The organism is uncultured Plantibacter sp., assembly GCF_963518075.1.
Classification (GTDB): Bacteria; Actinomycetota; Actinomycetes; order Actinomycetales; family Microbacteriaceae; genus Plantibacter; species Plantibacter flavus_A.
Window position 1 is genome coordinate 1 of sequence record NZ_CAUQHZ010000023.1, and the last position, 22,886, is coordinate 22,886.

A 22,886-nucleotide genomic window follows, 5' to 3' on the forward strand; every position below is an offset into this window, starting at 1 on the left:
GGACTTCTTCGTTGAAATGGCCACCCAAGGTTCTTGGGTGGCCATTTTGCGTTAACACGCAGCGCGTTAACACGCACAGCGCGTTCAGTACGAGAAACACGAATTTGCGAAACGCCTGGTCACAGCGTACGCTTGACCCTTGGTGTGGACGCTCCATGTCCACATCGTGTCCACGATCCCCCACCGCTCACGCAGACCGGGATCGCGCACGCCGACAAGAGATCTTGGGCAGGGCAGTCGCCCTGCGGTAATGAAGGAGAAACTACTATGGCAGCAGTGTGCCAGGTGACAGGAGCCGTTCCCGGCTTCGGTCACAACATCTCGCACTCGCACCGTCGCACGAAGCGCCGCTTCGACCCGAACGTGCAGAAGAAGACCTACTACGTGCCCTCGCTGCGTCGTAACGTCACCCTCAAGGTGTCCGCCAAGGGCATCAAGGTGATCGACGCCCGTGGCATCGAATCCGTCGTCAAGGACATTCTCGCTCGTGGGGTGAAGATCTAATGGCTAAGCAGCAGGACGTCCGTCCAATCATCAAGCTCCGTTCGACGGCTGGTACCGGTTACACGTACGTGACCAAGAAGAACCGTCGCAACAACCCAGACCGTCTCGTGCTCAAGAAGTACGACCCCGTAGTGCGCAAGCACGTTGAATTCCGAGAGGAGCGCTAAACATGGCTAAGAAGAGCAAGATCGCCCGTAACGAGCAGCGCAAGGTTATCGTCGACCGCTACGCCACGAAGCGCGCCGAGCTGAAGAAGGCCCTCGTCGACCCCGCCGGGACCGACGAGTCGCGTGAAGCAGCTCGCCTCGGCCTCCAGAAGCTTCCTCGCAACGCTTCGCCGGTTCGCCTTCGTAACCGCGACGCGATCGACGGTCGCCCGCGAGGTAACCTCTCGAAGTTCGGCATCAGCCGCGTTCGCTTCCGCGACATGGCGCACAAGGGCGAACTGCCCGGCGTCCGCAAGTCGAGCTGGTAACACCCGCTCAGTCGGAGCTCACATTCCGCTGACACAGCATCGCAACACCGAAAGGGCCGTCCGCATCGCGGACGGCCCTTTCGCGTCGTCGGCGACAGCTGCAAGGATCGAACGGTTCCCACATCCATCGAGGAGGCGCTGCTGGACGTCCGCACGCAACGGGCCATCGCCCTCCTGGTCGCAGGCTGCTTCTTCATGGAGAACCTCGACGGGACGATCCTCACCACAGCCGCACCGAGCATCGCGCGCGACCTCGGGACCTCGTCAACGGCCGTCGGGCTCGCCGTCACCGCATTCCTGCTCACGGTGGCCGTCCTCATCCCCGTCAGCGGTTGGCTGACGGACCGGTTCGGTGCCAAGCGCATCTTCGCGCTGGCGATCGCGGTGTTCACGATCGCCTCCGTGCTGTGTGCCTTGAGCTCGAGCCTGCCGATGCTCGTCGGCTTCCGGGTGCTCCAGGGCGTCGGCGGGGCGTTGATGGTGCCGGTCGGCCGGCTGGCCGTGCTCCGGGTGACGCCCAAGGAGCGGTTGATCCAGGCCATCGCCATCCTGACGTGGCCCGCCCTCGCCGCCCCGATCATCGCGCCGTTCCTCGGTGGGGTGATCACCCAGTACGCCTCCTGGCACTGGATCTTCCTCATCAACGTGCCGATCGGTGTCGTCGCCTTCGTCGTGGCGCTCCGCATCGTCCCCGACTTCGCCGCCGACGAGGTGCCGCCGCTCGACTGGCTCGGCCTGTCCCTCGCCTGTGTCGGGCTGGCGTCGCTCCTGGTGGCGGCGTCCCTGGTGTCCGGAGCCGGGTTCGACGCCCGGTGGTTCATCGGGTCGCTCGTGGCAGGTGTCGTCCTGCTCGCCCTCGCGATCCGACACCTGTTCCGTGCGCCGCACCCGTTCGTCGATCTCCGCTCGCTGCGGATCGAGACCTTCCGTCTGGCCAACGTTGGCGGCAGTGTCTACCGACTCACGATCAGCGCCGTCCCCTTCCTCCTGCCGCTGCTGTTCCAGGACGCGTTCGGCTGGACACCGGTGCAGGCGGGATCGATGGTGCTCTTCCTCTTCGCCGGCAACCTCGCGATCAAACCGGCGACGACCTGGATGCTGCGGCGGTTCGGATTCCGTCTGGTGCTCGTGTCGTCGAACCTGATCGGGGTCCTGTGCATGGCCGGGATGGCGTCCCTCACCGCCGACACGTCAATCGTGCTGACGGCGATGCTGCTCTTCGTCAGCGGGGTCGCCCGGTCGATCGGCTTCACGGCGTACAACACCATCACGTTCGCCGACGTCGAACCCACTGCGATGTCTCGGGCGAACACGCTCAACTCGACCCTGCAGCAGGTCGCGAGCGGCTTCGGTGTCGCTGTCGGGGCGATCCTGCTGACGACCGGATTCTCCCTCGAGGACGGGGTCGGTGGCGGCCAGCTGCTGCCGTATCAGTTCGCGTTCCTCGCGATCGCCGTCCTGACCCTCTTCCCGACGATCGAGGCGTGGTTGCTGTCGCGGGCGGCCGGGCACAGCGTCATCGGGGTCCGCTGAGCGCTCGCACCGACGGCTCCCAGCTGGGAAACGACCGACACGCAGGCCCGATTGTCCGCGTAGAGCGGAGAAATCCGCGAAATCTCGCGGATTGCTGCTACATTCGAGGCGGTCACACCGACCAGTTGGTGCCGTATCAGCGACACCTTCGCTACCAACACATCAGCTGTACGTTGCAGCAACGTCCGAGGAGGACCCTCACAATGGCAAATTTGAACAAGACCGAACTCGTCGCCGCCATCGCCGCATCGACCGGCCAGAGCCAGGCGACCGTCGGCAGCGTTGTCGACGCGCTGTTCACCACCGTCGCTGAGACCGTCGCCACGGGCGGCAAGGTCTCGATCCCGGGTTGGATCGCCTTCGAGCAGACCGACACCGCCGCTCGCACGGGCCGCAACCCGCAGACCGGCGCCGAGATCCAGATCCCGGCCGGCAAGCGCGTCAAGGTGACCGCCGGCTCGAAGCTCAAGGCTTCCGTCAAGTAAGTCGTCGCGGGCGCGAGCCCGCACGGACTCGGACCGCGGAGACACTCCGTCGGTCCAGACCACACAGCAGGGCGTCGCGAGAGCGACGCCCTGCTGTCGTTCGTCCAGGTGCCGCCCGGGTGCCGCCCGGAGCAGGGCGAGGTGTCGGCGGCTCGGCCTAGCATTGCTGTCATGCGGATCCTCCACACTTCGGACTGGCACCTCGGCCGTTCGCTGCACGGGGTCGACCTGCTCCGCTTCCAACGCGACTTCCTCGCGCACCTCGAGCAGACGGTCGTGGACCAGGAGGTCGACGTCCTCCTCGTCGCCGGCGACATCTACGACCGCGCCATCCCGCCGGTCGAGGCGGTGACGCTGCTGTCGGAGTCGCTCGGGCGGCTGGCGGGCCGCACCCGGGTCATCCTCGCACCGGGCAACCACGATTCGGCCATCCGGCTCGGTTTCGGCGCCGCCATGCTGCGCGACGGGATCGACATCAGAGCCGACCTCGCGCGGATCGGCGAACCGGTCCTGGTGGACGACGAACACGGGCCCGTCGCCTTCTACCCGCTGCCCTACCTCGACCCCGACACCGCACGAGGGGTGCTCTCCCCGGACGACCAGCCGCTCGCGCGGTCGCACGCCGCCGTCATGGGTGCAGCCCTCGCGAGCGTCCGAGCCGATCTCGCGCAGCGCCGCGAGCACGGAGCGGTCCGATCGGTCGTGGCCGCGCACGCCTTCGTCATCGGTGGTCTCGCGAGCGACAGCGAACGCGACATCCGGATCGGCGGTGTCGATGCGGTGCCCGCCCAGCTGTTCGACGACTTCGACTACGTCGCGCTCGGCCACCTCCACGGTGCGCAGCGCGTCGGGGCCGCGACGGGCGTCGACCGCATGCGGTACTCCGGGTCGCCGCTCGCCTACTCCTTCTCCGAACGCAACCAGGTGAAGTCGAGCGTGCTGGTCGACCTCGCCGCCGACGGCTCCGTGCACCTGGAGCTGCTGCCGGCGCCGGTGCCGCGTCGGCTCGTCGACGTCATCGGAACCCTCGCAGAGTTGCAGGGCTCCGCGGGAGACGGCGCCGTCGATGCCTGGGTGCGCGCCACGGTCACCGACGACGTCCGGCCACCGGAGCTGTACGCGACGCTGACCCGACGCTTCCCGCACCTGCTCGTCTGGTCGCACGCGCCGGCGAACCGCTCCGAGGAAGCGCGCGCCGCAGCCGTCACGGCGGTCTCCGATCCGGTCGAGGTCACCGCGGAGTTCATCGAGTACGCGACGGGTGCACCGGCGACCACTCGCGAGCGTGAGCTCATCGCGGCGGCGAACGAGGCGGCACTCGCCGCGGAGGTGAGCGCCTGATGCGACTGCACCGACTGACGCTGCAGGCCATCGGGCCGTACGCCGGCGAGCACACCATCGACTTCGTCGAACTCGGGCGGGCTGGTCTGTTCCTCCTGGAGGGACCGACCGGCGCCGGCAAATCCACGATCATCGACGCCATCGTGTTCGGGCTGTACGGCGAACTCGCCGGTACCGGGGCCAGCAAGGACCGCCTCCACTCCCACCATGCGCAGCCCGGGACCGAACCGTTCGTGGAACTCGTGTTCGAGACCGGATCCGGCGTGTACCGGGTGCGGCGGACGCCGGCCTACCAGCGGCCGAAGCAGCGCGGTGCCGGCTTCACACCGCAGCAGGCGAGCGCCACCCTCGTCCGCCTGACCGATCCCGACGCACTGGCCGGAGAGACCCTGTCGACCCGCGCGCAGGAGATCGGTCCCGAGATCAGCCGGATCGTCGGTCTCACCCGGGAGCAGTTCGTCCAGACGATCGTCCTCCCGCAGGGCGAGTTCGCGAAGTTCCTCGCCGCCGGCGGTGAGGAGCGCAGCGAACTCCTCCGGTCCCTGTTCGGGACGGAGCACTACGAGCGGGTCGCCAAGCACCTCGTCGAGCAGCGACGGCAGGCCCAACGCGACATCGAAGGCGCACGAGAAGCGCTGGGCCGCGCGATCGCCCGGTTCACGGGAGCGGCCGAACTCGACGACGCACGGAAACCCGTCACGGGCAGGGGAGCGGACACCCCGGCCGGGATGGACGCCTCCTCGACAGTCGATGCCGAGGAGGTCGATCCCGCGACGGCCTCCGACCCGTCGGCTGCGGAGCACGCCCCCGATGTCGCGGCCCTCGCGGTGCCGCTCGAACCCGATTCCGAAGACCTCGTCGGTGACGCCTCGCGCATCGTCGCCGTCCTCGAGCGCCAGGCCGCCGCCGACGCCTCGACCGCCGCCGAGGTAGGGCTCGCCCTGGAGGGCGCTCGCGCCGAACACGCCGCGGCCCAGACACTGCTCGCGTCCATCGAACGTCGCGCGGAGCTGCTGACCGAGCGCGAGCTGCTCTCGGTGGACGACGAACCGGTCGCACGGCTCGCCGCACGGATCGCGGCAGCGGCTCGGGCGGACACCGTCGCGTCAGCGCTCGCAGGAGCGGCCACGGCATCGGCGGCGCTCGAGGACGCCATCGCGTCCCTCGCCGCGGTCGAGGGGCAGGTGGACGATGCGATCGTCGCACTCGACGACGCGTCCCTCACCGCGCGCCGCGAGTCCCTCACCGTCGAGCGAGCGTCGATGGCGGCCGTGCTCGTCCTCGAAGCCGCCGACACCGATCGCGAACGCGCGCTCACAGCACTGACCGAGGAACTCGCGACGGTCGATGAACGGCTCGCCGAGCTCGCAGCGGAACAGACGCGACGGGACGCCCGCCGGGCAGCGCTCAGCTCGGCACCGGAGCGCGCTTCGCGTGCAGCCACCGAGCTGGCCAGCGCTGCACGGTCCGTCGAGCGCGCGGCTGAACGCCGTGCGGTGCTGGATCGGGTGGACGCGGCCGACGAACGCCTCGCGGGGCTCATCGACGAGGTCACCGAGGCCGCCACGGCCGCGAAGGCGGCGATCGACGTCGAGACGTCGCTGCGCCTCCGGAGGATCGAGGGCATGGCGGGTGAACTCGCCACCGGCTTGCGGGACGGCGAGCCGTGCAGCGTCTGCGGCTCGCTGAGCCACCCGGCGCCCGCGGTGCTCGACGGAGACCACCCCGATGCGGACGCGGTCGAAGCGGCGTCCGTCGCTCGGGCCGATGCCGAGGCGACGATGCAGTCGGCGCAGAGCACCAGGGACATCGCCCAGGCGGAGCGCCGACGCCTCGTCGAGCAGTTCATCGCGCTGGCCGACGACCCGAGCGACGTGACCGCGGCCGGCTCCACCGACGCTTCGACGACGGCGACGGCCGGCTTCGACCCGATCGTGGAGCGGGCGGCCGTCGAGGCGGCCGCTGCGGAGGCCGATCGGCAGTACGCGGAGGCCGTGGTCGCCGCCGAGCAGGCGGACGCCGAGGTCGCGGAGGCCGGGCGCCTCGCGGACGAGCACCTGGCCGGCGTGGTCGCGGTGTCGGAACGCACCGCCACTCGGGCGACACTGACCGAGCGGCTCGCCGCCGCGCAGCGCGCCCACGAGCAGGCCCGCGCCGAGGTGGCCGGTGTCCTCGCCGGCCGAGCGGCTTCACTCGCCGAGCTCGACGCGATGCTGGAGTCCGAGCTCTCCTCGCTCTCGCTGCTCGCGGCGGCACGAGCGACCGTCGCGGACCGGCGCCTGCGTGACGCCGAGCGCGCGGTCGAGCTGGAGGCGGCACTCGAGCGGGCCGGGTTCGCCGACCGCGCGGCCGCGGAAGCCGCAGCCATGAACGGGGTCGAACGGGCGAGCGCCGAGGCGCGGGTGGCCGACCACCTGCGTCACACGACCGCGAACGCGGAAGCACTCGCGAGCCCGGCTCTCGCCGGTGTCGCCGGTACCGCCGCCCCCGACGTCGAAGCGACGGCCCGACGACTGGCCGACGCCGAGGCGGCGGCAGGCACCGCGACGGCAGCGGCCGCCGTCTCCGCGCGACGAGCGGCCAACGCGGCTGCCGCCTGCACGGCACTCGCCGAGGCGGCCGACGAGAACGCCGACGCGGTCCGCGAGGCCGCGGCCGTCGTCCGCCTCGCCGACGTGGTGTCGGCCACCGGTAGCGAGAACAGCACGAAGGTCACCCTCGGCACCTACGTCCTCCTGCGCCGCTTCGAGGATGTCGTGGCGGCGGCGAACGCGCGCCTGGAGTCGATGTCCGGCGGGCGCTACGAGCTCGTCCGCAGCGACGTCAAGGAAGGGCCCTCCCGCAGCCAGCGCGTCGGGTTGTCGCTCACGGTCCACGATCACCGGACCGACCGGCGTCGCGATCCGAAGTCGCTGTCCGGTGGTGAGACGTTCTACGCCTCGCTCTGCCTCGCACTCGGGCTGGCGGACGTCGTGACGGGCGAGGCCGGCGGTGTCGAGCTCGGCACGCTCTTCGTCGACGAAGGGTTCGGCAGTCTCGACCCCGAGACGCTCGACACCGTGATGGCCGAGCTCGGTCGGCTCTCGGCCGGCGGGCGCGTCGTCGGCGTCGTCAGCCACGTCGAGGAGATGAAGCAGCGCATCGGCGAACGCATCGAGGTGCGGCGGCTCGAAGACGGCTCCTCGACGCTGCTCGTCCGGGCGTGAGCGGGCACCCTTCGACAGGCTCAGGGACCGGTGGTTCGGCTCAGGGACCGGTGGTTCGGTTCAGGGACCGAGCGCCGGCTGATCCCGCTGCGGTCGGGGTTCCCAGCAGCGCCGCGTAGGCTTGCAGCGTGAATCGTGTCGTCCGCCTCGCGGGTCCTGCCCTCCTGCTCCTCGTGGCTGTGGCGACCCTCCTCGCGGGTCTGGCCTTCGGCGGTGGAGCGGATGCGCAACTCCTGGGCGATCCCGGCGCCGTGGTGCGGTGGGGGCTCCCGATCGCACAACTGCTCGTCAACCTGAGCGCCGCCGTCACCATCGGCGCGTTGCTCATGGCCTGCTGGGCGCTCAGCCCGGACCGGCGCGAGTACGGCGCGGCGCTCGATGTCGCCGCAGCCGGCGCCGCGGTCTTCACCGTCGCGTCCGGCGTGACGGGCTTCTTCACCTTCCTGAACGTCACGCAGGTGCCGCTCACCTTCGACGACGCGTTCGGTGCGAAGCTCAGCCTCTTCTTCACCGGGATCGAGTCGGGTCAGGCCTGGCTGCAGACGACCCTCATCGCCGCGGCCGTCACGGTGCTCTGCTTCGCCGTCCGCAACCACACGGTGCTCGTGTTCGTCTTCGGGCTGTCCCTCGTGTCGCTGCTGCCGATGGCCCAGCAGGGTCACTCCGCCGAGGCGAGCGGGCACAACGCCGCCGTCACCGCACTCGGCCTGCACCTGGTGTTCGCCGCCATCTGGCTCGGCGGTCTGCTCACGCTCGTCTTCATCCGCAAGACCCTCGAAGACGGCCGGCTCGCCCCCGTGCTCATGCGGTACTCGACCGTGGCACTCGTGTCCTTCGTCGTCGTGGCGGTCTCCGGATACGTGAGTGCTGAGCTGCGCATCGGCTCGCTCGACCGCCTGGGCACCCCGTACGGCATCCTCGTCCTCGTCAAGGTCTTCGCGCTGCTGGCGCTCGGCCTGTTCGGCGCGCTGCAGCGTCGGGTGCTCATCGGCCGCATCGAGCGCTCCGCCGCTGCGCGCGCGGACAGCCCCGCGGGCCGCACCGGCACCTTCTGGTGGCTGGTCGCCCTCGAGCTCGGGTTCATGGGTGTCGCCTCCGGAGCCGCCGCAGCCCTCGCGAAGACGGCCCCGCCGGTCGACCAGACCGTGCCGACCGCGCCGACACCAGCGGTCCTGCTGACCGGGGAGGAACTGCCGCCGGAACTGACCTTCGCTCGGTACTTCACCGAGTGGAACATCGACCTCCTGTGGCTGCTGGCCTGCGCCTTCGGCATCTTCTTTTACATCGCGGGCGTCGTCCGTCTGCACCGCCGTGGTGACTCCTGGCCGATCCTGCGCACCGTCAGCTGGGTCCTCGGGCTGCTCGTGCTCTTCTACCTCACCTGCGGCGGCATCAACGTCTACCAGCCATACCTCTTCAGCGTGCACATGCTCGGGCACATGGGCCTCACCATGCTCGTCCCCGTGCTCCTCGTCCCCGGAGCGCCGGTCACGCTGCTCGCGCGGGCGGTGCGGAAGCGCTCCGACGACTCCCGAGGGGGTCGGGAGTGGGTGCTCCTGGCCGTGCACTCGAAGTTCGCGGGGATCATCTCGAACCCGATCGTCACCGCGGTGCTCTTCGCCGGATCACTCTGGGTCTTCTACTACACGCCGTTGTTCCGTTGGTCGATGGAGGATCACATCGGTCACGAGTGGATGGTCGTGCACTTCCTCATCACCGGCTACCTCTTCGTGCAGTCGCTCATCGGCATCGACCCGGTCCCGTACCGCCTGCCGTACCCCATGCGGCTGCTGCTGCTCTTCGCGACGATGGCGTTCCACGCGTTCTTCGGGCTGGCGATCATCTCCTCGACCGGGCTGTTCCTCGCCGACTGGTTCGGGGCGATGGGACGCACCTGGGGGCAGGTGCCGCTGCTCGACCAGCAGACGGGCGGCGGGATCGCCTGGAGCGTGGGCGAGATCCCGACCCTGGCGCTCGCCGTCGCCGTCGCGATCTCGTGGAGCAAGAGCGACGCGAAGGACCAGAAGCGACTCGATCGCAACGCGGACCGCACGAACGACGCGGAGCTCAACGAGTACAACGAGCGTCTCGCGCGCATGGCGGCCAACGACACCCGCTCCTAGCCCGCGAACTGTCACTCCGGAACAGTGTGAGGGGTGTCGGACCGTGCTGGAGTGACAGTTCGCGGGCTTCAGCGGAGGTCGATGTAGAGGGAGCCGTCGTCGCGGATCGTCACGAACGCCGACAACGTGAACGGGACGTCCTGATCGAGGGTCGAGACCGTGCCGTCGAACAGCGACTTCACGTCGACGACGAGGTGCGCGGCTCCGGCCGTCGCCGGCATCTGCCAACCGGTGTCGCCCGGCTGGACCGCCACCACGGGGTAGGCCGCGATGGACCACACCGGTAGGTCGTCCACGCGATCGCGGATCACCATGCCGAACGGGCATCCGGTGGGCTGGAGGACCTGTTGCGTGGCGCAGTTGTCGAGGTAACCGTCGATCTGCGTCTGGACCTCCCCGACGAAGTCCGAGGTGGCACTCGCGGTCACCTCGGCGTCGACGACGCTCGCGACCTCGGTCGTCGTCGCCGTCTCCACCGAAGCCGCCAGGTAGGTGGTGTCGACGTCGAAGTCGACACTGCCCGGCGTGAAGGTGAGGAGCGGGATGGTGGAGGTGAAGGCCCCCTCGGTCCCCTCCGCGACGCGGCGGGTGTCGAGCTCGAAGCCGTTCGCCCGGAACCCGGTCGTGTGTGCGACGGTCAGCTGGACGACGCTCAACGGGCTCGTCTCGAAGCGCCACGACGGGAACAGCCCGAAGGTGCGCTCGCCGCTCGTGATCGAGAACGCCGTGCGGTGCGGCTGACCCGCGAGTCGGTACGAGAAGGTCACCTCGTGGGCGCCCGAGGCGGTCGTGACGTCCGAGACGAGGCGCACGTCCTCGATCGTGCCGAGCGCCTCGCTCCGGAGCAGGGCGTCCGAGCTGTCGGGCGGCAGGCCCGCGTCGGCGAGTTCGGCGGAGCTCAGGGCGACTCCTGGCAACGCGAGCGCGGTCGCGGCGTCGTCGTCTGCGAGGGCGTCGAGGTACCCGCGCGCGAAGGAACCGGCGCCGTAGACGTCGCGGGCGACGGCCGACCAGGCGGAGACGATGGCCGCGACGAGCAGTGCCGCGATGCAGAGCCACAGCACGACGGCGCGGACGAGCGCACCGCGCACCGTTCCCGGGCGTCGCAGCTCCCCACGTGTCGCGACATGGCTCATCCTGACATCCTAGGCGGGCACCTCGCATAGGATTGGAGGGCGAAAACGGGAGGGAACCGAAGCATCATGAGCGTAGCCCTCTCCGCCGAGCAGCAAGCCGTCTTCGACCGCATCGAGAGCACCCGCGAGCACCTGTTCGTGACGGGGCGAGCGGGCACCGGGAAGTCGACGCTCCTCAACCACCTCGCTTGGAACACCTCGAAGCAGCTGGCCATCTGCGCCCCGACCGGTGTCGCCGCGTTGAACGTCGGCGGTCAGACGATCCACTCGCTGTTCCGCCTGCCGATCGGGCTCATCGCCGACCACACGATCGACCAGAACGATCAGACCCGCAAGCTGCTCAACTCCATCGACACCCTGGTCGTCGATGAGGTCTCCATGGTGAGCGCCGACCTCATGGACGCGATGGACCGGAGCCTCCGGCAGGCCCGGCAGCGGCCGCGCGAGCCGTTCGGCGGTGTGCAGATCGTCCTCTTCGGCGACCCGTACCAGCTCGCTCCCGTGCCGGGCAGCCTCGAGGAGCGGGCATACATCGCCGACACCTACCGCTCGTTCTGGTTCTTCGACGCCAAGGTGTGGTCCGAGACGCCGCTGCAGCTCGTCGAGCTCACGGAGATCCACCGCCAGCACGAGGCCGAGTTCAAGTACCTCCTCAACGGTGTCCGGCACGGCCAGGTCACCGCCGAGATGGCCGGCCGGCTGAACGGCATGGGCGCCAGGACCCCACCGGAGGACGGCGTCATCACCCTCGCGAGCCGTAACGACACCGTCGACCGCATCAACAAGGCGGCGCTCGCCAAGCTCGACGGCAAGCCGCTCACCGCCAACGCGGAGGTCTCGGGCGACTTCGGCGGGCGGGCGTTCCCCGCCGACGAGGCGCTCGACCTCAAAGTCGGTGCGCAGGTCATGTTCCTCCGCAACGACAGCGAGCGTCGCTGGGTGAACGGCACGCTCGGGACCGTGGTGAAGATCGACTCCACCGTCTGGGTCGAGGTCGACGGCGAGCAGTTCGAGGTCGAACCGGCGACGTGGGAGAAGTACAAGTACTCCTACTCCTCGGTGACGAAGCAGCTGAAGCGCGACATCGTGGCCGAGTTCACGCAGTTCCCGCTGCGGCTCGCGTGGGCGGTCACCATCCACAAGTCGCAGGGCAAGACCTACGACCGCGCGATCGTCGACCTGGGCAGCCGCGCGTTCAGCCCTGGGCAGAGCTACGTCGCGCTCAGCCGGATCTCGACGCTCGACGGTCTCTACCTCTCCCGGCCGCTGCGCCCGAGCGACATCATCGTCGACACCGACGTGAAGCGGTTCATGTCGGGGCAGTAGCGTCCGTTCGCCCATTGTCGGGCGAATCGGCGTTCTGTCGCCCAAAAAGGGGCGAACGAACGGGTTCGGTGACCCTACGATTGTCGGTTATGACGCATCCCATGCAGCAGGGCTGGCCGCAGCCCGGTCCGATCACCGCCTGGCGCACGCTCGAGCTGAACGCCAGCAAGCCACCCCTCGCCGGGTACTGGGGGTTCATCCCGCCCGTCGTGCGCATCGACGGCTTCGAACACCGTCCAGCCTGGGGCCCGTCGCGGTTCACGGTTCCGGCCGACCGGCCCGTGCAGGTCTCGTGCTCGATGGCCTGGCTGCGGGAGTTCGGCCGCGCCGACTACCTGCTCCAGCCCGGCGAGGCGCCCACGCTCGACTACATCGCCCCGGCGCAGCAGTGGGTCTCAGGTTCGCTCGCACCGAGGGGCCAGGCGGTCATCAAGGGGCGCGGCGCACAGATCGCGATGTACGCCGTGCTGGCAGTGATCTTCATCGCGATACTCGGTGTCGTCCCGCTCGCGTACCTCATGACCTGAGCGCCCGTCGACGCCTCCCGCTGACCAGCCTGGTCGGGGGTTGAGCAGAGGTCAGGTGCGATCGACGGCCCGGAGCAGGATCGCGCCGAGCTCGGCCGGCTTCGTGAACTGCGGCCAGTGGCCCGTCGGCAGGTCGACGAACTCGACGTCGCGCAGCCGTGCCAGTTCCGCGACGTACGGGTGGCCCTGTTCCATCAGGCCGCGAAGCATCTCCGAGGAGAACTCGCAGGCGATCACGGTCGCCGGGACGGACAGGCGACGGTCGTCGTCGGAGAGCTGCTGTCGGTCGACGGCGACGCCCTTCGGTTGCGGGACGGCTCTGGCCCGGAACTGTTCACGGACCTCGTCGTCCAGGTCGACGAGGTCCTCCGCGTCGAACACCGTCCAGTCGGGCAGTGGGATGTCGGAACCCGACGAGGGGAGTTCCTCGTTGATGCACGCACCGTCGGCGAGCGGACCCGAGTCGACGTACACGGCGCGGACGACGCGGTCAGGGCGGGCGTCGATCGCGGCGGAGATGATGGCGCCGCCGCCGGAATGCCCGACGAGCACGACGGGCTCGGCACCGGCGTCGATCTCGGCGACCACGGCGTCGACGTGGTCGCGGAGGCCGATGCCGGCGCGGTCGGCAGTGACGCTCTCGAGGCCGGGGAGCGTGAGTGGTCGGACCCGATGGCCTGCCGCTTCGAGCGGGGGTGTGACCGCACTCCAGGAGGATGCGTCGAGCCAGAAACCGGGTACGAGGATGACGTCCATGCCCGAGATGCTACGCCGGGCCTGCGAGCGGCGGGAGGGGTGCTTCGCCGCCCGCAGTTCGTTCGCCCATGTTTGGGCGAACGAACACCCATTCGCCCAAGAATGGGCGAATGGACGGGAGATCAGGCGACGGCGGTCGCTGCGGCCTTCGCGGTCGCGAGGTCACGGAAGAGGTCGGTGTTGAAGCGGTACGCCACCATGACCTCGTCGATCACGCGGGCCTGCTCCTCGTCGTCCCACGGGACGGCGTCGAGCTGATCGCGGTAGGTGTCCTTGAATTCGCGCGGCTTCGCGATGTCGCCGAAGAGGTAGAAGCCGACGCCGTTGGTGTCGAAGCCGAACTGGCGCTGCATGAGCGTGCGGATGATCTGCCCGCCCGAGAGGTCGCCGAGGTACCGGGTGTAGTGGTGCGCCACGAAGCCGCCGGGCCAGACGGCGCCGACCTCGTTGATCCGTGCCACGTACCGGGCGGTGGTGGGGAGCGGGGTGATCTGTTCGCGCCACTCCGGACCCATGAGGAACTCGAGGTCCTGCACGATGGCGGGGAGCCGCGTCAGCTTGTCGCTGATGAACGGAGCGGCGACGGCATCGGCGCGCATGCGGTCGGCGGCGGCCTCGAGGGCCTCGTAGATGAAGAAGTGCTGTGCGACGAGGGCGATGTAGTCCTCCTTCGAACCCTTCCCGGTCATGAGGTCGCTCATGAAGTCCGCCCCCTCGCTGGAGGAGTGGCCGGAGGACGTGCGCTCGCGCAGGGCCTGGGAGAAGGGGATCACAGTGCTCATGTCGGACTCCGCGTCGGCTGGCTCGGTAAGGGTTACCTAAGTGTAACGGGCCGGGCTCCTGAACGGGAGGGTGGATCTGTCGCTGTGGAGGAAATCAGTGGCTGCTGTGCAGGGAACCGTGCGGGACCGCGAACGCACCGGCGTTGGTCTGCGCCAGCGCCGGTGTGGTGAGGGCCGCCACGAACACCGCCCCGACGAGCAGGGTGAGCACGTACCGTCCGGTGCTCGGCTCGCGATGTGGCCGACGGCTCGCGCGCGTCACCAGGGCGTCGAGCTCGAGTTCGTCCGGCGCCGTCGATGCGAGGGTGACCCGCCGGAGTCGCCGTGCGAGCACCCCGGCGACCATGAGCAGCAACACTGTGGACGAGAGGGTCGGCAGGAACGGCGGCACGGTCGTGACGCCGAGGGAGGCGAGTCCGTAGAGCGCCACCCAGACGACCACCGCGCCCACCGCGCCGGCGAAGGACGCGCGGAGGCTCGGCACGCGGTCACGGACGAGGACCACGACGGACCAGAGCAGTGCGGCGACGCCGAGGGTGACGAGCGGGATCGCACCCACGGGAGAGGACCCGGCGCCGGTCGCGATCAACACGAGACCGGCGCCGAGTGCGCACATCGCGAGCAGACAGTTCGAGATCGACGTCGTGCCGGAGCGGATCGCGTCGTCCTCACCCGTCCGGGCGTCCTGCCGTTCGACGGAGACCGACATGTCAGGCCGTCGCCGCCCGGTGCGTGCGCTTGTCCGCAGCCAGCCCGGCGCCGAGCAGCACCACGGCGCTCGCGAGGTGGAGGAAGTGGTCGGCCGTGTTGAGCGCGAGGATGTTGAGCGCGGAGCCCACGATGAAGAATCCGACGACACCGAGCAGGAGGTAGAACCCACCGATCACCGTGTTGACGGTCTTGGCCGCGACGACGTTCGAGAGCCCGGCGATGAGCAGGGCCGCCCCGATGAGGACGTGCGCGATGTTGTGCAGCGGGTTGACCTCGAAGATCCCGAGCAGGAGACCGCCCTCGGTGGTGAGGAACGGCAGGCCGCCGGCGACGATCCCGCCGAGGAGTCCGACGACCACGTAGACCGCGCCGAAGACGGCGGCGAGGAGCCGGTTGGGTGAATGACGCATGGGAATGCCTCCTGATCCTTCGTGCCGCGAGTCGTCCCGGGGCGTTGAGGAGTTCGGAGGTGCGGGCGTCGACGGTTTGGTCACCTGAGGCCGTCGTCCGAGGTCGACGGCCGAGGGGTGGCCGTCGCTCAGTCGTGCGGGCGTGGCTCCACGCCCAGACGGGCGCACGCGGCGTCGTAGAGGGCGACGACCTCGCGTCGGATCTCGCCGCGCTCGGTGATCGCGCCGGCGGGCCAGGGCACCCGTCCACCCGCGGCGGTGCCGTCGACCGTCCAGGTCCATTCGCCACCCGTCCCGTCCAGCGAGATCATGGTGGCGGCCTCGGCCGTGGGTTCCAGGAAGGCTCGCACGATGAGCACGTTGTCGTCGGGGTGGTCGCCGTTCATGTGCGCCAGGACGGCGTCGACGGTGGTCTGCGGGAAGGCGTTCGAGGTCACCTCTCCAGGGAACACCATCGACGGGCCCCGCACCAGGTCCGCCGCCCGTGTGACCGGCACGCGGCGTGCGACCGCAGCTCTCAGCCGCGCCCGGTTACAATCGGGAACAGTCTGCAGCTCCGCAGACCGCTCATCAGGGGGATGACTTGACTGCAACAGCTCCGAGGCGCCGGCGTCTCGCCGCACTCCTCACCGCGGCGACCCTCGCGACGGTACTCGTCGGCTGCTCGGGCCCGTCGGTGTCCGATACCGACTTCCCCGACCAGGTCAGCGGCACGCTCGCGGGCGACACGACCGACGCCATCACGGCGGCGGTCGAGGCCGCCGTCACCCAGTCCGGATCCTCCGGTGCCATCGTCGGCGTCTGGGCGCCGTGGGCCGGGAGCTTCACGGCCGGCGTCGGCACGACCGAGCCGGGTGGCAAGACCAAGATGGATCCGTCCATGGTCTACCGCATCGGCGACACCACGCGCCCGATGACCTGCACGGTGCTCCTCGAGCTCGTCGACGAGGGCAAGATCAAGCTCACCGACCAGGTCCACAAGACCCTCCCGCAGGTGCAGGGCATCGAGGGCATCACCTACCAGCAGCTGTGCAATGGCACGTCGGGGCTCGGCACCTACACGCCCGCGCTCAACGCCCAGTTCGTCACCAACCCGACCCGCAACTGGTCGATGGCCGAGATCCTCGCGAACGGGCTCGCGAGCGGTACGCGGACGGCTCCGGGGGCGCTCTTCGGTTCGAGTGACACCGGCTACATCCTGCTCGGCATGGCGCTCGAGGAGCTGACCGGTCAGTCCTGGCAGTCCCTGTACGACCACTACGTCTTCTCACCGCTCGGCATGTCGAAGTCCAGCTTCCCCGACGCCTCCACCGTCGAGCTTCCGGGATCGCACCCCAAGGGGTACCTGACGCCGCGGATCGCGGACGGCACCTACCAGTGCGACGCACCGACGGACGAGACCGAGCTGTCGACCTCGATGGTGTGGACCGCCGGTGGCGTCGTCTCCTCGGTCGACGATCTGCGGAAGTTCACCCAGTCCTTCGCGTCCGGCTCGCTGCTGAACGACAGCACGTACAAGAAGCAGTGGAAGGACCCCGTCTCGCTGGGTGAGGCTGAGCCGACCTGGAAGAGCTTCGGCGTGGGCGGGTTGCAGATCGGTCCGCTCCGGGGGCAGGCCGGGTCGATCCCCGGGTCGCTCTCGGCGGCCTTCTCCGACCCGACCTCCGGCTTGACGGTCGTCGTCATGCTGAACAACTCGACGCTCGGTGCGGGCTTCGCGCAGACGCTCGCGATGCAGCTCGCCTCGATCGGTGCGAAGGCGGCACCGGCGAGCGGGCAGAAGGCCCCCGAGATCGCACTCCCGTGGTCCGAGCAGCAGATGGCGGAGCAGCTCGCCGCCTCGGCGATGGTCTGCGCCCCGCCGGTCGCCCCCGCCGGGTAACGGAGGCATCGGCGCGGCGCCGCCAGCGGACGGTGGCGGCGGATCGCGGCACGATGACGCTTTCGCGAGGGTGCTGGGCCATGCCGCTTCCTAGAGTGAACCCATGACGACGAACACCCCCGACGGCGACACCATCGTCCCGGACTCGAAGAACTGGACCTGGGTCCTCGAGCGCGCCTGCTCCGAGTGCGGGATGGACACCTCGCGGTTCGGGTTCCGGGACCTCCCCGGGTTGATCCTGGCGAACGCCGCCGCGTGGCCGGCGGTGCTGGAGCGTGCCGACGTCCGGGAGCGGCCCGACCCGCGGACCTGGTCGCCGCTCGAGTACGCGGCCCACGTGCGGGACGTGTTCCGCATCTTCGACGTCCGGTTGCGGCTCGTCCTCGACGAGGACGATCCCGCGTTCGAGAACTGGGACCAGGATGCGACGGCTCTCGAGGAGCGCTACGGCGAGCAGGACCCGGAACGGGTCTCCGCGGAACTGGTCGAGGCCGCGACGGTGCTCGCAGCAGCGTTCGAGCGGGTGCCGGACGACGCGCTCGCGCGGACGGGCCGCCGGAGCGACGGCGCGCGCTTCACGACCGAGACCCTCGGCCGCTACTTCATCCATGACCCGGTGCACCACCTCTGGGATGTGACGAGATCGCAGTGATGGTCGTCATCCGGGTCTGGTGACGCCCGCTACTGCGCTCTCGCGCGGAAGGCGATCGTGTTGACGCGGTTGCTGCAGCGGACGGAGCAGTAGCGCTTCGAACCGTTGCGGGACAGGTCGACGAGCAGGCCGTCGCAGTCGTCGGCGGCGCAGAGCCGCAGACGGTCCCAGGCGTCGGACCGGACGACGTCGACGAGTGCCATGGCGATCTCGGTCTGGACGCGATCGACGAGCGGTGCGTCGAACTCGGTGGCGTGGAGGTGCCAGTCGAAGCCGTCGTGGCGGCGCAGTTGGGGGAGCGCGGCCGACTCCCGGAGCATCGCGTTGATCTCGGCGACGGCGCGGTCACGGGTGTCCGGGGCGTCAGCGTCGGAGGCCCAGAGCGCGTGGATCCGCTCTCGGAGTGCCGCCACTGCGGCCAGCTCGGGCTCGTCGCCGTCGACCCGACCCGAGTACCGACTGACGCGCAGGAGCTCCACGAGCTGCGGCGGTGTCGCGAGTTCGTCGCCACCGCTGCGGGACGCCGATGCGCGGGTGTTCACGAGCAGCGCGGCGAAGTGCAGCGCATCCTCGGTGTCAGGGGCAAAACGCAAGTTGACTCCTTACTCTCTCCGAGAGTAGCTTCATCTCAGCCGGGCGTCCACCTCTTCCGCCGGCCCCACTCGCGGCAGCTGGAGACACCCATGAAGCACACGTCCTCGACCACGGTCGGTCTGCTCGTCGCGGTGCTCGCGGCGGTCGCGTTCGGCACCTCCGGAGCGTTCATCAAACCGGTGCTCGCGTCGGGGTGGAGCCCCGCTGCCGCGGTCACCGTCCGCGCCCTGATCGGTGGCCTGGTGCTCGCCCCGTTCGCCCTCATCGCACTGCGCGGTCGCTGGGACGCGGTCTGGCGTGGCCGCTGGCGACTCCTCGGCATGGGCCTCATCGGGGTGGCGGCGACGCAGCTCGTCTACTTCGCGGCGCTGCAGACCATCGCCGTCGGGACCGCGATCCTCGTCGAGTACATGGCGCCGCTGCTGCTCGTTGCCGTCGCGTGGGTGCTGACCCGACATCGTCCCGCGACGGTCGTCCTCGTCGGTTCCGTCGTGTCGCTCGTCGGGCTCGTGCTCGTCGTCGCTCCGAGCGGTGGCTCGACGCTCGACCCGGTCGGTCTGCTGTTCGCCATCCTCGCGATGGTGGGCTGCGCCGCGTACTACGTCATCTCGGCGCGGCCGGCGAAGGGGCTGCCTCCGGTGGCGTTCGCCGCCATCGGTCTGCTCATCGGGGCACTCAGTCTGTGGCTCGCCGGGCTCGTCGGCGTGCCCTTCACGACCTCCGACGCCGACGTCACGGTGCTCGGCACCGACGTCGCCTGGTGGGTGCCGCTCCTGTTCGTCGGGGTGGTGTCGACGGCGGTCGCCTATGCGGCGAGTATCACCGCGAGTCAGATGCTCGGCTCCCGACTCGCGTCGTTCGCGGGCCTCCTCGAAGTGGTCGCGGCGACCGGGTTCGCCTGGATCCTCCTGGGGGAGCAGTTGTCGCTCGCGCAGCTCCTCGGCGGGGTGTGCATCCTGCTGGGGATCGGCTTCGTACGCTCCGAGCGGGCTCCCGCGGTGCCCATCCCCGTGCCGGTGCAGTGACGGGGTCAGTGCTGAGGGAGGGCGACGGTGGCGTCGAGGTCGGCGAGGATCGCCAGGACCGCCGCCCTCCCGGCCCGGTTCGCGCCGACCGTCGAGGCTGAGGGGCCGTACCCGATCAGGTGCACGCGCGGCTCGTCGGCCGCCCTGGTGCCGTCGATCCGGATACCGCCCCCGGGCAGCCGGATGCCGAGCGGTGCGAGGTGGTCGAGCGCCGCCCGGAACCCGGTGGCCCAGAGGATGGCGTCGACCGGGAGGAAGGAGCCGTCGGCGAGAACCACGCCGTGCTCCTCGATCCGGCGGAACATCGGCTGACGCACCAGGACACCGCGCGCTTCGGCCGCCCGCGCCCACGGCGTCCAGTGCATCCCCGTCACGGAGATCACGCTGCCCGGCGGGAGGCCCTGGCGCACGCGTTCCTCGACGCCCTTGATCGCCTCCACCCGCGCGGCGGTGTCGAAGTCGTCCTCCACCCATTCCGGTTCGCGTCGCGTCATCCACACCGTCTCCGCCACCCGCGAGATCTCCTCGAGGAGTTGGATGGCGGAGATGCCGGCACCCACGACGACGACGCGCTGGCCGCGGAACTCGTCAGCGGAGACGTAGTCGGCCACGTGCAGCTGGCGTCCTTCGAAGCGCTCCCGCCCCGGGTACGCGGGCCAGAACGGTTTCGTCCACGTGCCCGTCGCGTTCACGACCGCCCGCGCCCGGAACACGGCGGCGGGGGAGTCGGCGCCCGAGGAGTCGGCGCTCGCCGCGGTCTCGATGAGGAGTCGACCGTGCGGGTCGTCGTCCTCGCGGCGGACGGCGCGGACCTGCACCGGGCGGCGGACCGCGAGGGCGAAACGCTCCTCGAACGCCGCGAAGTACGGCGGGATGACCTCGACACTCGGCGACGCGGGATCGAGCTCGGGCTTGGGCATGCCGGGCAGGTCGTAGATCCCGTTGACGGTCGACATGGTGAGCGACCGCCATCGGTGCTGCCAGGCACCGCCCGGGGCGTCGTTCGCGTCGAGGACGACGAAGGTGCGTGCTGCGGTCGCGCCACGGGCGGTGCCCAGCGGGACGAATCCGCGGCGATGCAGGTGGTACGCGGCCGACAGCCCGGCTTGACCCGCGCCGATCACGACGACGTCGACGGTCTCCGGAGTGCTCACGTGCTCCTCAACGTCGTCGACCCCTCCGGCATTTCCGACGGGGCCCGAGCCCGAACCCGCGGTTCAGCCGTGGGCCAGGACCTGCACGCCGATGACGAGGACCCCCAGGAGGACGAGGGCCGCGAGCGCGATGAGCTGCTGCCAGACGGACAGCCGTGCGCGGCGGACGGCGAACCAACCGCTGAGCCCGAGGGTGACGAGGTAGACGATCGCGGACACGCGGAGGGAGGTCTCGACCTCCATGACGTCGAACACGGCGAGCACGAGCAGGATGGTGGGGGTCGCGACGGTGAGCAGCGAGCCCCAGGCGATCCGGAGCATGGAGTGCCACCCGCGCTCGTCGGGGAACGCACCGTGGGCGGCGAGGTGCGCGATCATCTCGGCGACCAGGCCGGCGAGGGTGATGCCGACCACGCCGATGACGAGCGAGAAGAGCGCGTCGGGCGCGTCGTGGTGCTCCACGTTCGCCGCCAGCACGAGGACGATCGCGAGGCCGGTGAAGGTCGCGTAGACGCGCTCCTTGAGGTACTTCGCGACGGTCTCCACATCGCCCGGCGGGAGTCCCCGACTGGCTGGACCGTACTCGTTCCCCCGTCGTCCATGTCGTCGATCCGCCCAGGTTCCGCCGTCCGTCATGGTCCAGAGCGTAGCCGCCGTCGCGGGATAGAGTGCCGGGTATGAGTGAAACGATCATCACCGTCGAGGGCCGCTTCGACTACCACCACCCGGCCGAACGTGGGACCGTCCTCATCTCGGCGGGGTTCCAGGGGCCGGAACGTGAGCCCGTCGTCTCCCACGCCACCGCACTGCACCGTGCGCTCAGTCAGGCGGCGGAGCAGTTCCGCGCACAGTCGGCCGTGACCTGGTGGTCGGCCGATCGCTTGCGGGTGTGGAGCGAGCGGCCGTGGAACAAGGACGGGAAGCAGTTGCCGCTCGTGCACCACGCGACGGTCGCGCTTGAGGTCAAGTTCGCCGACCTGCAGGCATTGGCCCGCTGGGCCGAGGAGATCGCGACCCAGGACGGCGTCACGGTGACGGGTGTCACCTGGGCGCTCACCGATGCGACGAAGCACCGCATCACGGCCGAGGCTCAGCACAACGCCGTCCGCGACGCCGTGGACCGCGCGACCGCCTACGCCAGGAGCCTCGGGCTCGGCGCCGTGCGGCCGGTCGCCCTGGCGGAACCCGGCATGCTGGGCGACGACACCCGCTCGCCGTCGAGTCAGGCCGCGGCACCGATGATGCGCGGGGCCGCGGCTCCTGCCGGCGACACCGCCCTCGACCTCAAGCCGGAGGACATCACCGTGTCCTCCCGGGTGCACGCCCGCTTCTCCGCGTCCTGACCTGACGATCAGCTCGGCGCGATGCTCGGCTGCACCTCGGGTGAGGGACCCCGTCGGGCTGAGAGCACGGCGCCGATGCCCGCACCGACCACGCAGGCGATGCCGAGCCACTGCGGTGTCGTGAGCTCCTGACCGAGCACGAGAAGTCCGGCGATCGCGGCGATGGCCGGCGCGGATGCGAGCAGGATCGCGAAGGTCGCAGCGCTGAGTCGTCGGAGGGCTACGAACTCCAGCGCGTACGGCACAGCAGACGAGAGCGCGGCGACGCCCAGGCCGAGCAGGAGGATGACGGGATCGAACAGCGCGGTGCCGGCGGTCGTCGCGGCGAGCGGGATGGTCACGAGAGCCCCGATGGCGGCGGCGATCGCCAGACCGTTCAGGCCGGGGAACTCCGTCCCGGTCCGCGCCGACAGCAGGATGTAGCCGATCCAGAGGGCGCCGGCGGCGAGCGCGAGGACGACGCCGATCGGATCGAGTGCGGCCGTCGGTCCGCTGTGGAGGAGCACCCCGCCGAGGAGGAGGACGCCGACGAGGGCGACGCCCGCCCAGAGCGCGCTCGTCCATCGACGACCCGCGATGACGCTGAGCGCCAGTGGGCCGAGGATCTCGAGGGTCACCGCCGGACCGAGCGGGATGCGGTCCAGAGCCAGGTAGAAGCAGACGTTCATCGTGGCGAGGACGACTCCGAAACCGACCGCCGACACCCAGGCGCTCCTCGGGTGTCCGCCCAGGGATGGGCGGGCGACGGCCAGCAGGATGAGCGCGGCGAACACGAGGCGCAGCGTCACCATGCCGATCGGACCGACCTGCGGGAACAGCGTGACCGCGATCGATGCGCCGAGCTCCTGACAGACGAGTCCGGCCAGGACGAGGAGGGCGCCGGTCGCCGCCTGGCTCGGTCGCGGTCTGCGGATCACTGCA

Annotated in this window: 23 protein-coding genes and 1 pseudogene; 14 read left to right on the forward strand and 10 right to left on the reverse strand. The window is 70.0% G+C overall.

Features of this window, described 5'->3' with window-relative positions; translation table 11 throughout:
• Window positions 1-267 precede the first annotated feature (267 nt).
• From rpmB to RWN05_RS17255, 8 genes and pseudogenes are all read left to right on the forward strand, one after another.
• Window positions 268-504, forward strand: coding sequence for a 50S ribosomal protein L28 (gene rpmB / locus RWN05_RS17220; protein WP_056010522.1), 237 nt, complete (start codon window positions 268-270; stop codon window positions 502-504).
• Window positions 504-671 (forward strand): 50S ribosomal protein L33, encoded by a 168-nt coding sequence (rpmG, locus tag RWN05_RS17225; RefSeq protein WP_056010525.1) that lies wholly within the window; start codon window positions 504-506, stop codon window positions 669-671. The genes rpmB and rpmG overlap by 1 nt, the downstream gene beginning before the upstream one ends.
• Window positions 672-673: 2 nt before the next feature.
• Entirely contained in the window at window positions 674-979 is a 306-nt protein-coding gene (gene rpsN, locus RWN05_RS17230; RefSeq protein WP_064294760.1) for a 30S ribosomal protein S14, read from the forward strand.
• A gap of 120 nt (window positions 980-1,099) precedes the next feature.
• Window positions 1,100-2,512: pseudogene (locus tag RWN05_RS17235) on the forward strand (DHA2 family efflux MFS transporter permease subunit); the annotation flags it as partial.
• Between the two features lie 203 nt (window positions 2,513-2,715).
• Complete coding sequence (locus tag RWN05_RS17240) at window positions 2,716-2,997, forward strand: HU family DNA-binding protein (protein ID WP_064294762.1); 282 nt, start codon at window positions 2,716-2,718, stop codon at window positions 2,995-2,997.
• Between the two features lie 171 nt (window positions 2,998-3,168).
• Window positions 3,169-4,338: an exonuclease subunit SbcD gene (locus tag RWN05_RS17245; RefSeq protein ID WP_314140484.1), complete on the forward strand. Its 1,170-nt coding sequence runs from the start codon at window positions 3,169-3,171 to the stop codon at window positions 4,336-4,338.
• Window positions 4,338-7,544 (forward strand): SMC family ATPase, encoded by a 3,207-nt coding sequence (locus RWN05_RS17250; RefSeq protein WP_314140485.1) that lies wholly within the window; start codon window positions 4,338-4,340, stop codon window positions 7,542-7,544. Before RWN05_RS17245 ends, RWN05_RS17250 begins: the two co-directional genes overlap by 1 nt.
• Before the next feature lie 128 nt (window positions 7,545-7,672).
• Window positions 7,673-9,667 (forward strand): cytochrome c oxidase assembly protein, encoded by a 1,995-nt coding sequence (locus RWN05_RS17255; RefSeq protein ID WP_314140486.1) that lies wholly within the window; start codon window positions 7,673-7,675, stop codon window positions 9,665-9,667.
• Window positions 9,668-9,735: 68 nt separating this feature from the next.
• On the opposite strand, the gene RWN05_RS17260 is transcribed toward RWN05_RS17255, so the two are convergent.
• Window positions 9,736-10,803, reverse strand: a complete 1,068-nt coding sequence (locus RWN05_RS17260) for a hypothetical protein (RefSeq protein ID WP_314140487.1) — start codon at window positions 10,801-10,803, stop codon at window positions 9,736-9,738.
• A 66-nt stretch (window positions 10,804-10,869) separates the two neighbouring features.
• Between RWN05_RS17260 and RWN05_RS17265 the strand changes: the two genes are divergently transcribed.
• Together RWN05_RS17265 and RWN05_RS17270 are read left to right on the forward strand one after the other, a co-directional pair.
• Window positions 10,870-12,129 (forward strand): ATP-dependent RecD-like DNA helicase, encoded by a 1,260-nt coding sequence (locus RWN05_RS17265; RefSeq protein WP_079003639.1) that lies wholly within the window; start codon window positions 10,870-10,872, stop codon window positions 12,127-12,129.
• A gap of 89 nt (window positions 12,130-12,218) precedes the next feature.
• Window positions 12,219-12,656: a hypothetical protein gene (locus tag RWN05_RS17270; RefSeq protein WP_079003638.1), complete on the forward strand. Its 438-nt coding sequence runs from the start codon at window positions 12,219-12,221 to the stop codon at window positions 12,654-12,656.
• A gap of 51 nt (window positions 12,657-12,707) precedes the next feature.
• On the opposite strand, the gene RWN05_RS17275 is transcribed toward RWN05_RS17270, so the two are convergent.
• The 5 genes from RWN05_RS17275 to RWN05_RS17295 form a co-directional block, all read right to left on the reverse strand.
• The gene (locus RWN05_RS17275; protein ID WP_079003637.1) at window positions 12,708-13,412 is read right to left on the reverse strand and encodes an alpha/beta fold hydrolase; all 705 of its coding nucleotides are present in this window, start codon (window positions 13,410-13,412) and stop codon (window positions 12,708-12,710) included.
• A gap of 122 nt (window positions 13,413-13,534) precedes the next feature.
• On the reverse strand, window positions 13,535-14,194 hold the full coding sequence (locus tag RWN05_RS17280; RefSeq protein WP_314140488.1) for a biliverdin-producing heme oxygenase: 660 nt from the start codon (window positions 14,192-14,194) through the stop codon (window positions 13,535-13,537).
• Window positions 14,195-14,288: 94 nt separating this feature from the next.
• Window positions 14,289-14,903, reverse strand: a complete 615-nt coding sequence (locus tag RWN05_RS17285; protein WP_314140489.1) for a hypothetical protein — start codon at window positions 14,901-14,903, stop codon at window positions 14,289-14,291.
• A 1-nt stretch (window position 14,904) separates the two neighbouring features.
• A complete protein-coding gene (locus RWN05_RS17290) occupies window positions 14,905-15,315 on the reverse strand; it encodes a DUF4383 domain-containing protein (protein WP_064294771.1) in 411 nt (136 codons plus the stop codon).
• Between the two features lie 128 nt (window positions 15,316-15,443).
• Window positions 15,444-15,752 carry a DUF2470 domain-containing protein gene (locus tag RWN05_RS17295; protein WP_314140491.1) on the reverse strand — a complete coding sequence of 103 codons (309 nt, stop codon included), beginning with the start codon at window positions 15,750-15,752 and terminating at the stop codon, window positions 15,444-15,446.
• 146 nt (window positions 15,753-15,898) lie between these two features.
• Between RWN05_RS17295 and RWN05_RS17300 the strand changes: the two genes are divergently transcribed.
• On the forward strand, window positions 15,899-17,197 hold the full coding sequence (locus RWN05_RS17300) for a serine hydrolase (RefSeq protein ID WP_158596528.1): 1,299 nt from the start codon (window positions 15,899-15,901) through the stop codon (window positions 17,195-17,197).
• Between the two features lie 103 nt (window positions 17,198-17,300).
• Entirely contained in the window at window positions 17,301-17,849 is a 549-nt protein-coding gene (locus tag RWN05_RS17305; protein ID WP_314140492.1) for a DinB family protein, read from the forward strand.
• A gap of 29 nt (window positions 17,850-17,878) precedes the next feature.
• Here the strand turns inward: RWN05_RS17305 and RWN05_RS17310 are convergent, their stop codons facing one another.
• Complete coding sequence (locus RWN05_RS17310) at window positions 17,879-18,442, reverse strand: CGNR zinc finger domain-containing protein (protein ID WP_314140494.1); 564 nt, start codon at window positions 18,440-18,442, stop codon at window positions 17,879-17,881.
• A 90-nt stretch (window positions 18,443-18,532) separates the two neighbouring features.
• Between RWN05_RS17310 and RWN05_RS17315 the strand changes: the two genes are divergently transcribed.
• Complete coding sequence (locus RWN05_RS17315) at window positions 18,533-19,468, forward strand: DMT family transporter (RefSeq protein WP_314140495.1); 936 nt, start codon at window positions 18,533-18,535, stop codon at window positions 19,466-19,468.
• Between the two features lie 5 nt (window positions 19,469-19,473).
• Here RWN05_RS17315 and RWN05_RS17320 read toward each other — a convergent pair whose 3' ends face one another.
• Both RWN05_RS17320 and RWN05_RS17325 read right to left on the reverse strand, forming a co-directional pair.
• Window positions 19,474-20,622, reverse strand: coding sequence for an NAD(P)-binding domain-containing protein (locus tag RWN05_RS17320; protein ID WP_314140497.1), 1,149 nt, complete (start codon window positions 20,620-20,622; stop codon window positions 19,474-19,476).
• Between the two features lie 63 nt (window positions 20,623-20,685).
• Entirely contained in the window at window positions 20,686-21,258 is a 573-nt protein-coding gene (locus RWN05_RS17325) for a hypothetical protein (protein ID WP_139205383.1), read from the reverse strand.
• Between the two features lie 41 nt (window positions 21,259-21,299).
• Between RWN05_RS17325 and RWN05_RS17330 the strand changes: the two genes are divergently transcribed.
• On the forward strand, window positions 21,300-21,965 hold the full coding sequence (locus tag RWN05_RS17330; RefSeq protein WP_314140499.1) for an SIMPL domain-containing protein: 666 nt from the start codon (window positions 21,300-21,302) through the stop codon (window positions 21,963-21,965).
• A gap of 8 nt (window positions 21,966-21,973) precedes the next feature.
• Here RWN05_RS17330 and RWN05_RS17335 read toward each other — a convergent pair whose 3' ends face one another.
• Window positions 21,974-22,882: a DMT family transporter gene (locus RWN05_RS17335; RefSeq protein WP_240555589.1), complete on the reverse strand. Its 909-nt coding sequence runs from the start codon at window positions 22,880-22,882 to the stop codon at window positions 21,974-21,976.
• Between the last annotated feature and the right edge of the window lie 4 nt (window positions 22,883-22,886).

Bases quoted from the DNA above. Each gene is read 5' to 3' on its own strand.
- rpmB (WP_056010522.1), top strand. From the start codon at position 268: ATGGCAGCAGTGTGCCAGGTGACAGGAGCCGTTCCCGGCTTCGGTCAC.
- rpmG (WP_056010525.1), top strand. From the start codon at position 504: ATGGCTAAGCAGCAGGACGTCCGTCCAATCATCAAGCTCCGTTCGACG.
- rpsN (WP_064294760.1), top strand. From the start codon at position 674: ATGGCTAAGAAGAGCAAGATCGCCCGTAACGAGCAGCGCAAGGTTATC.
- RWN05_RS17240 (WP_064294762.1), top strand. From the start codon at position 2,716: ATGGCAAATTTGAACAAGACCGAACTCGTCGCCGCCATCGCCGCATCG.
- RWN05_RS17245 (WP_314140484.1), top strand. From the start codon at position 3,169: ATGCGGATCCTCCACACTTCGGACTGGCACCTCGGCCGTTCGCTGCAC.
- RWN05_RS17250 (WP_314140485.1), top strand. From the start codon at position 4,338: ATGCGACTGCACCGACTGACGCTGCAGGCCATCGGGCCGTACGCCGGC.
- RWN05_RS17260 (WP_314140487.1), bottom strand. From the start codon at position 10,803: ATGAGCCATGTCGCGACACGTGGGGAGCTGCGACGCCCGGGAACGGTG.
- RWN05_RS17265 (WP_079003639.1), top strand. From the start codon at position 10,870: ATGAGCGTAGCCCTCTCCGCCGAGCAGCAAGCCGTCTTCGACCGCATC.
- RWN05_RS17270 (WP_079003638.1), top strand. From the start codon at position 12,219: ATGACGCATCCCATGCAGCAGGGCTGGCCGCAGCCCGGTCCGATCACC.
- RWN05_RS17275 (WP_079003637.1), bottom strand. From the start codon at position 13,412: ATGGACGTCATCCTCGTACCCGGTTTCTGGCTCGACGCATCCTCCTGG.
- RWN05_RS17280 (WP_314140488.1), bottom strand. From the start codon at position 14,194: ATGAGCACTGTGATCCCCTTCTCCCAGGCCCTGCGCGAGCGCACGTCC.
- RWN05_RS17285 (WP_314140489.1), bottom strand. From the start codon at position 14,903: ATGTCGGTCTCCGTCGAACGGCAGGACGCCCGGACGGGTGAGGACGAC.
- RWN05_RS17290 (WP_064294771.1), bottom strand. From the start codon at position 15,315: ATGCGTCATTCACCCAACCGGCTCCTCGCCGCCGTCTTCGGCGCGGTC.
- RWN05_RS17305 (WP_314140492.1), top strand. From the start codon at position 17,301: ATGACGACGAACACCCCCGACGGCGACACCATCGTCCCGGACTCGAAG.
- RWN05_RS17315 (WP_314140495.1), top strand. From the start codon at position 18,533: ATGAAGCACACGTCCTCGACCACGGTCGGTCTGCTCGTCGCGGTGCTC.
- RWN05_RS17325 (WP_139205383.1), bottom strand. From the start codon at position 21,258: ATGACGGACGGCGGAACCTGGGCGGATCGACGACATGGACGACGGGGG.
- RWN05_RS17330 (WP_314140499.1), top strand. From the start codon at position 21,300: ATGAGTGAAACGATCATCACCGTCGAGGGCCGCTTCGACTACCACCAC.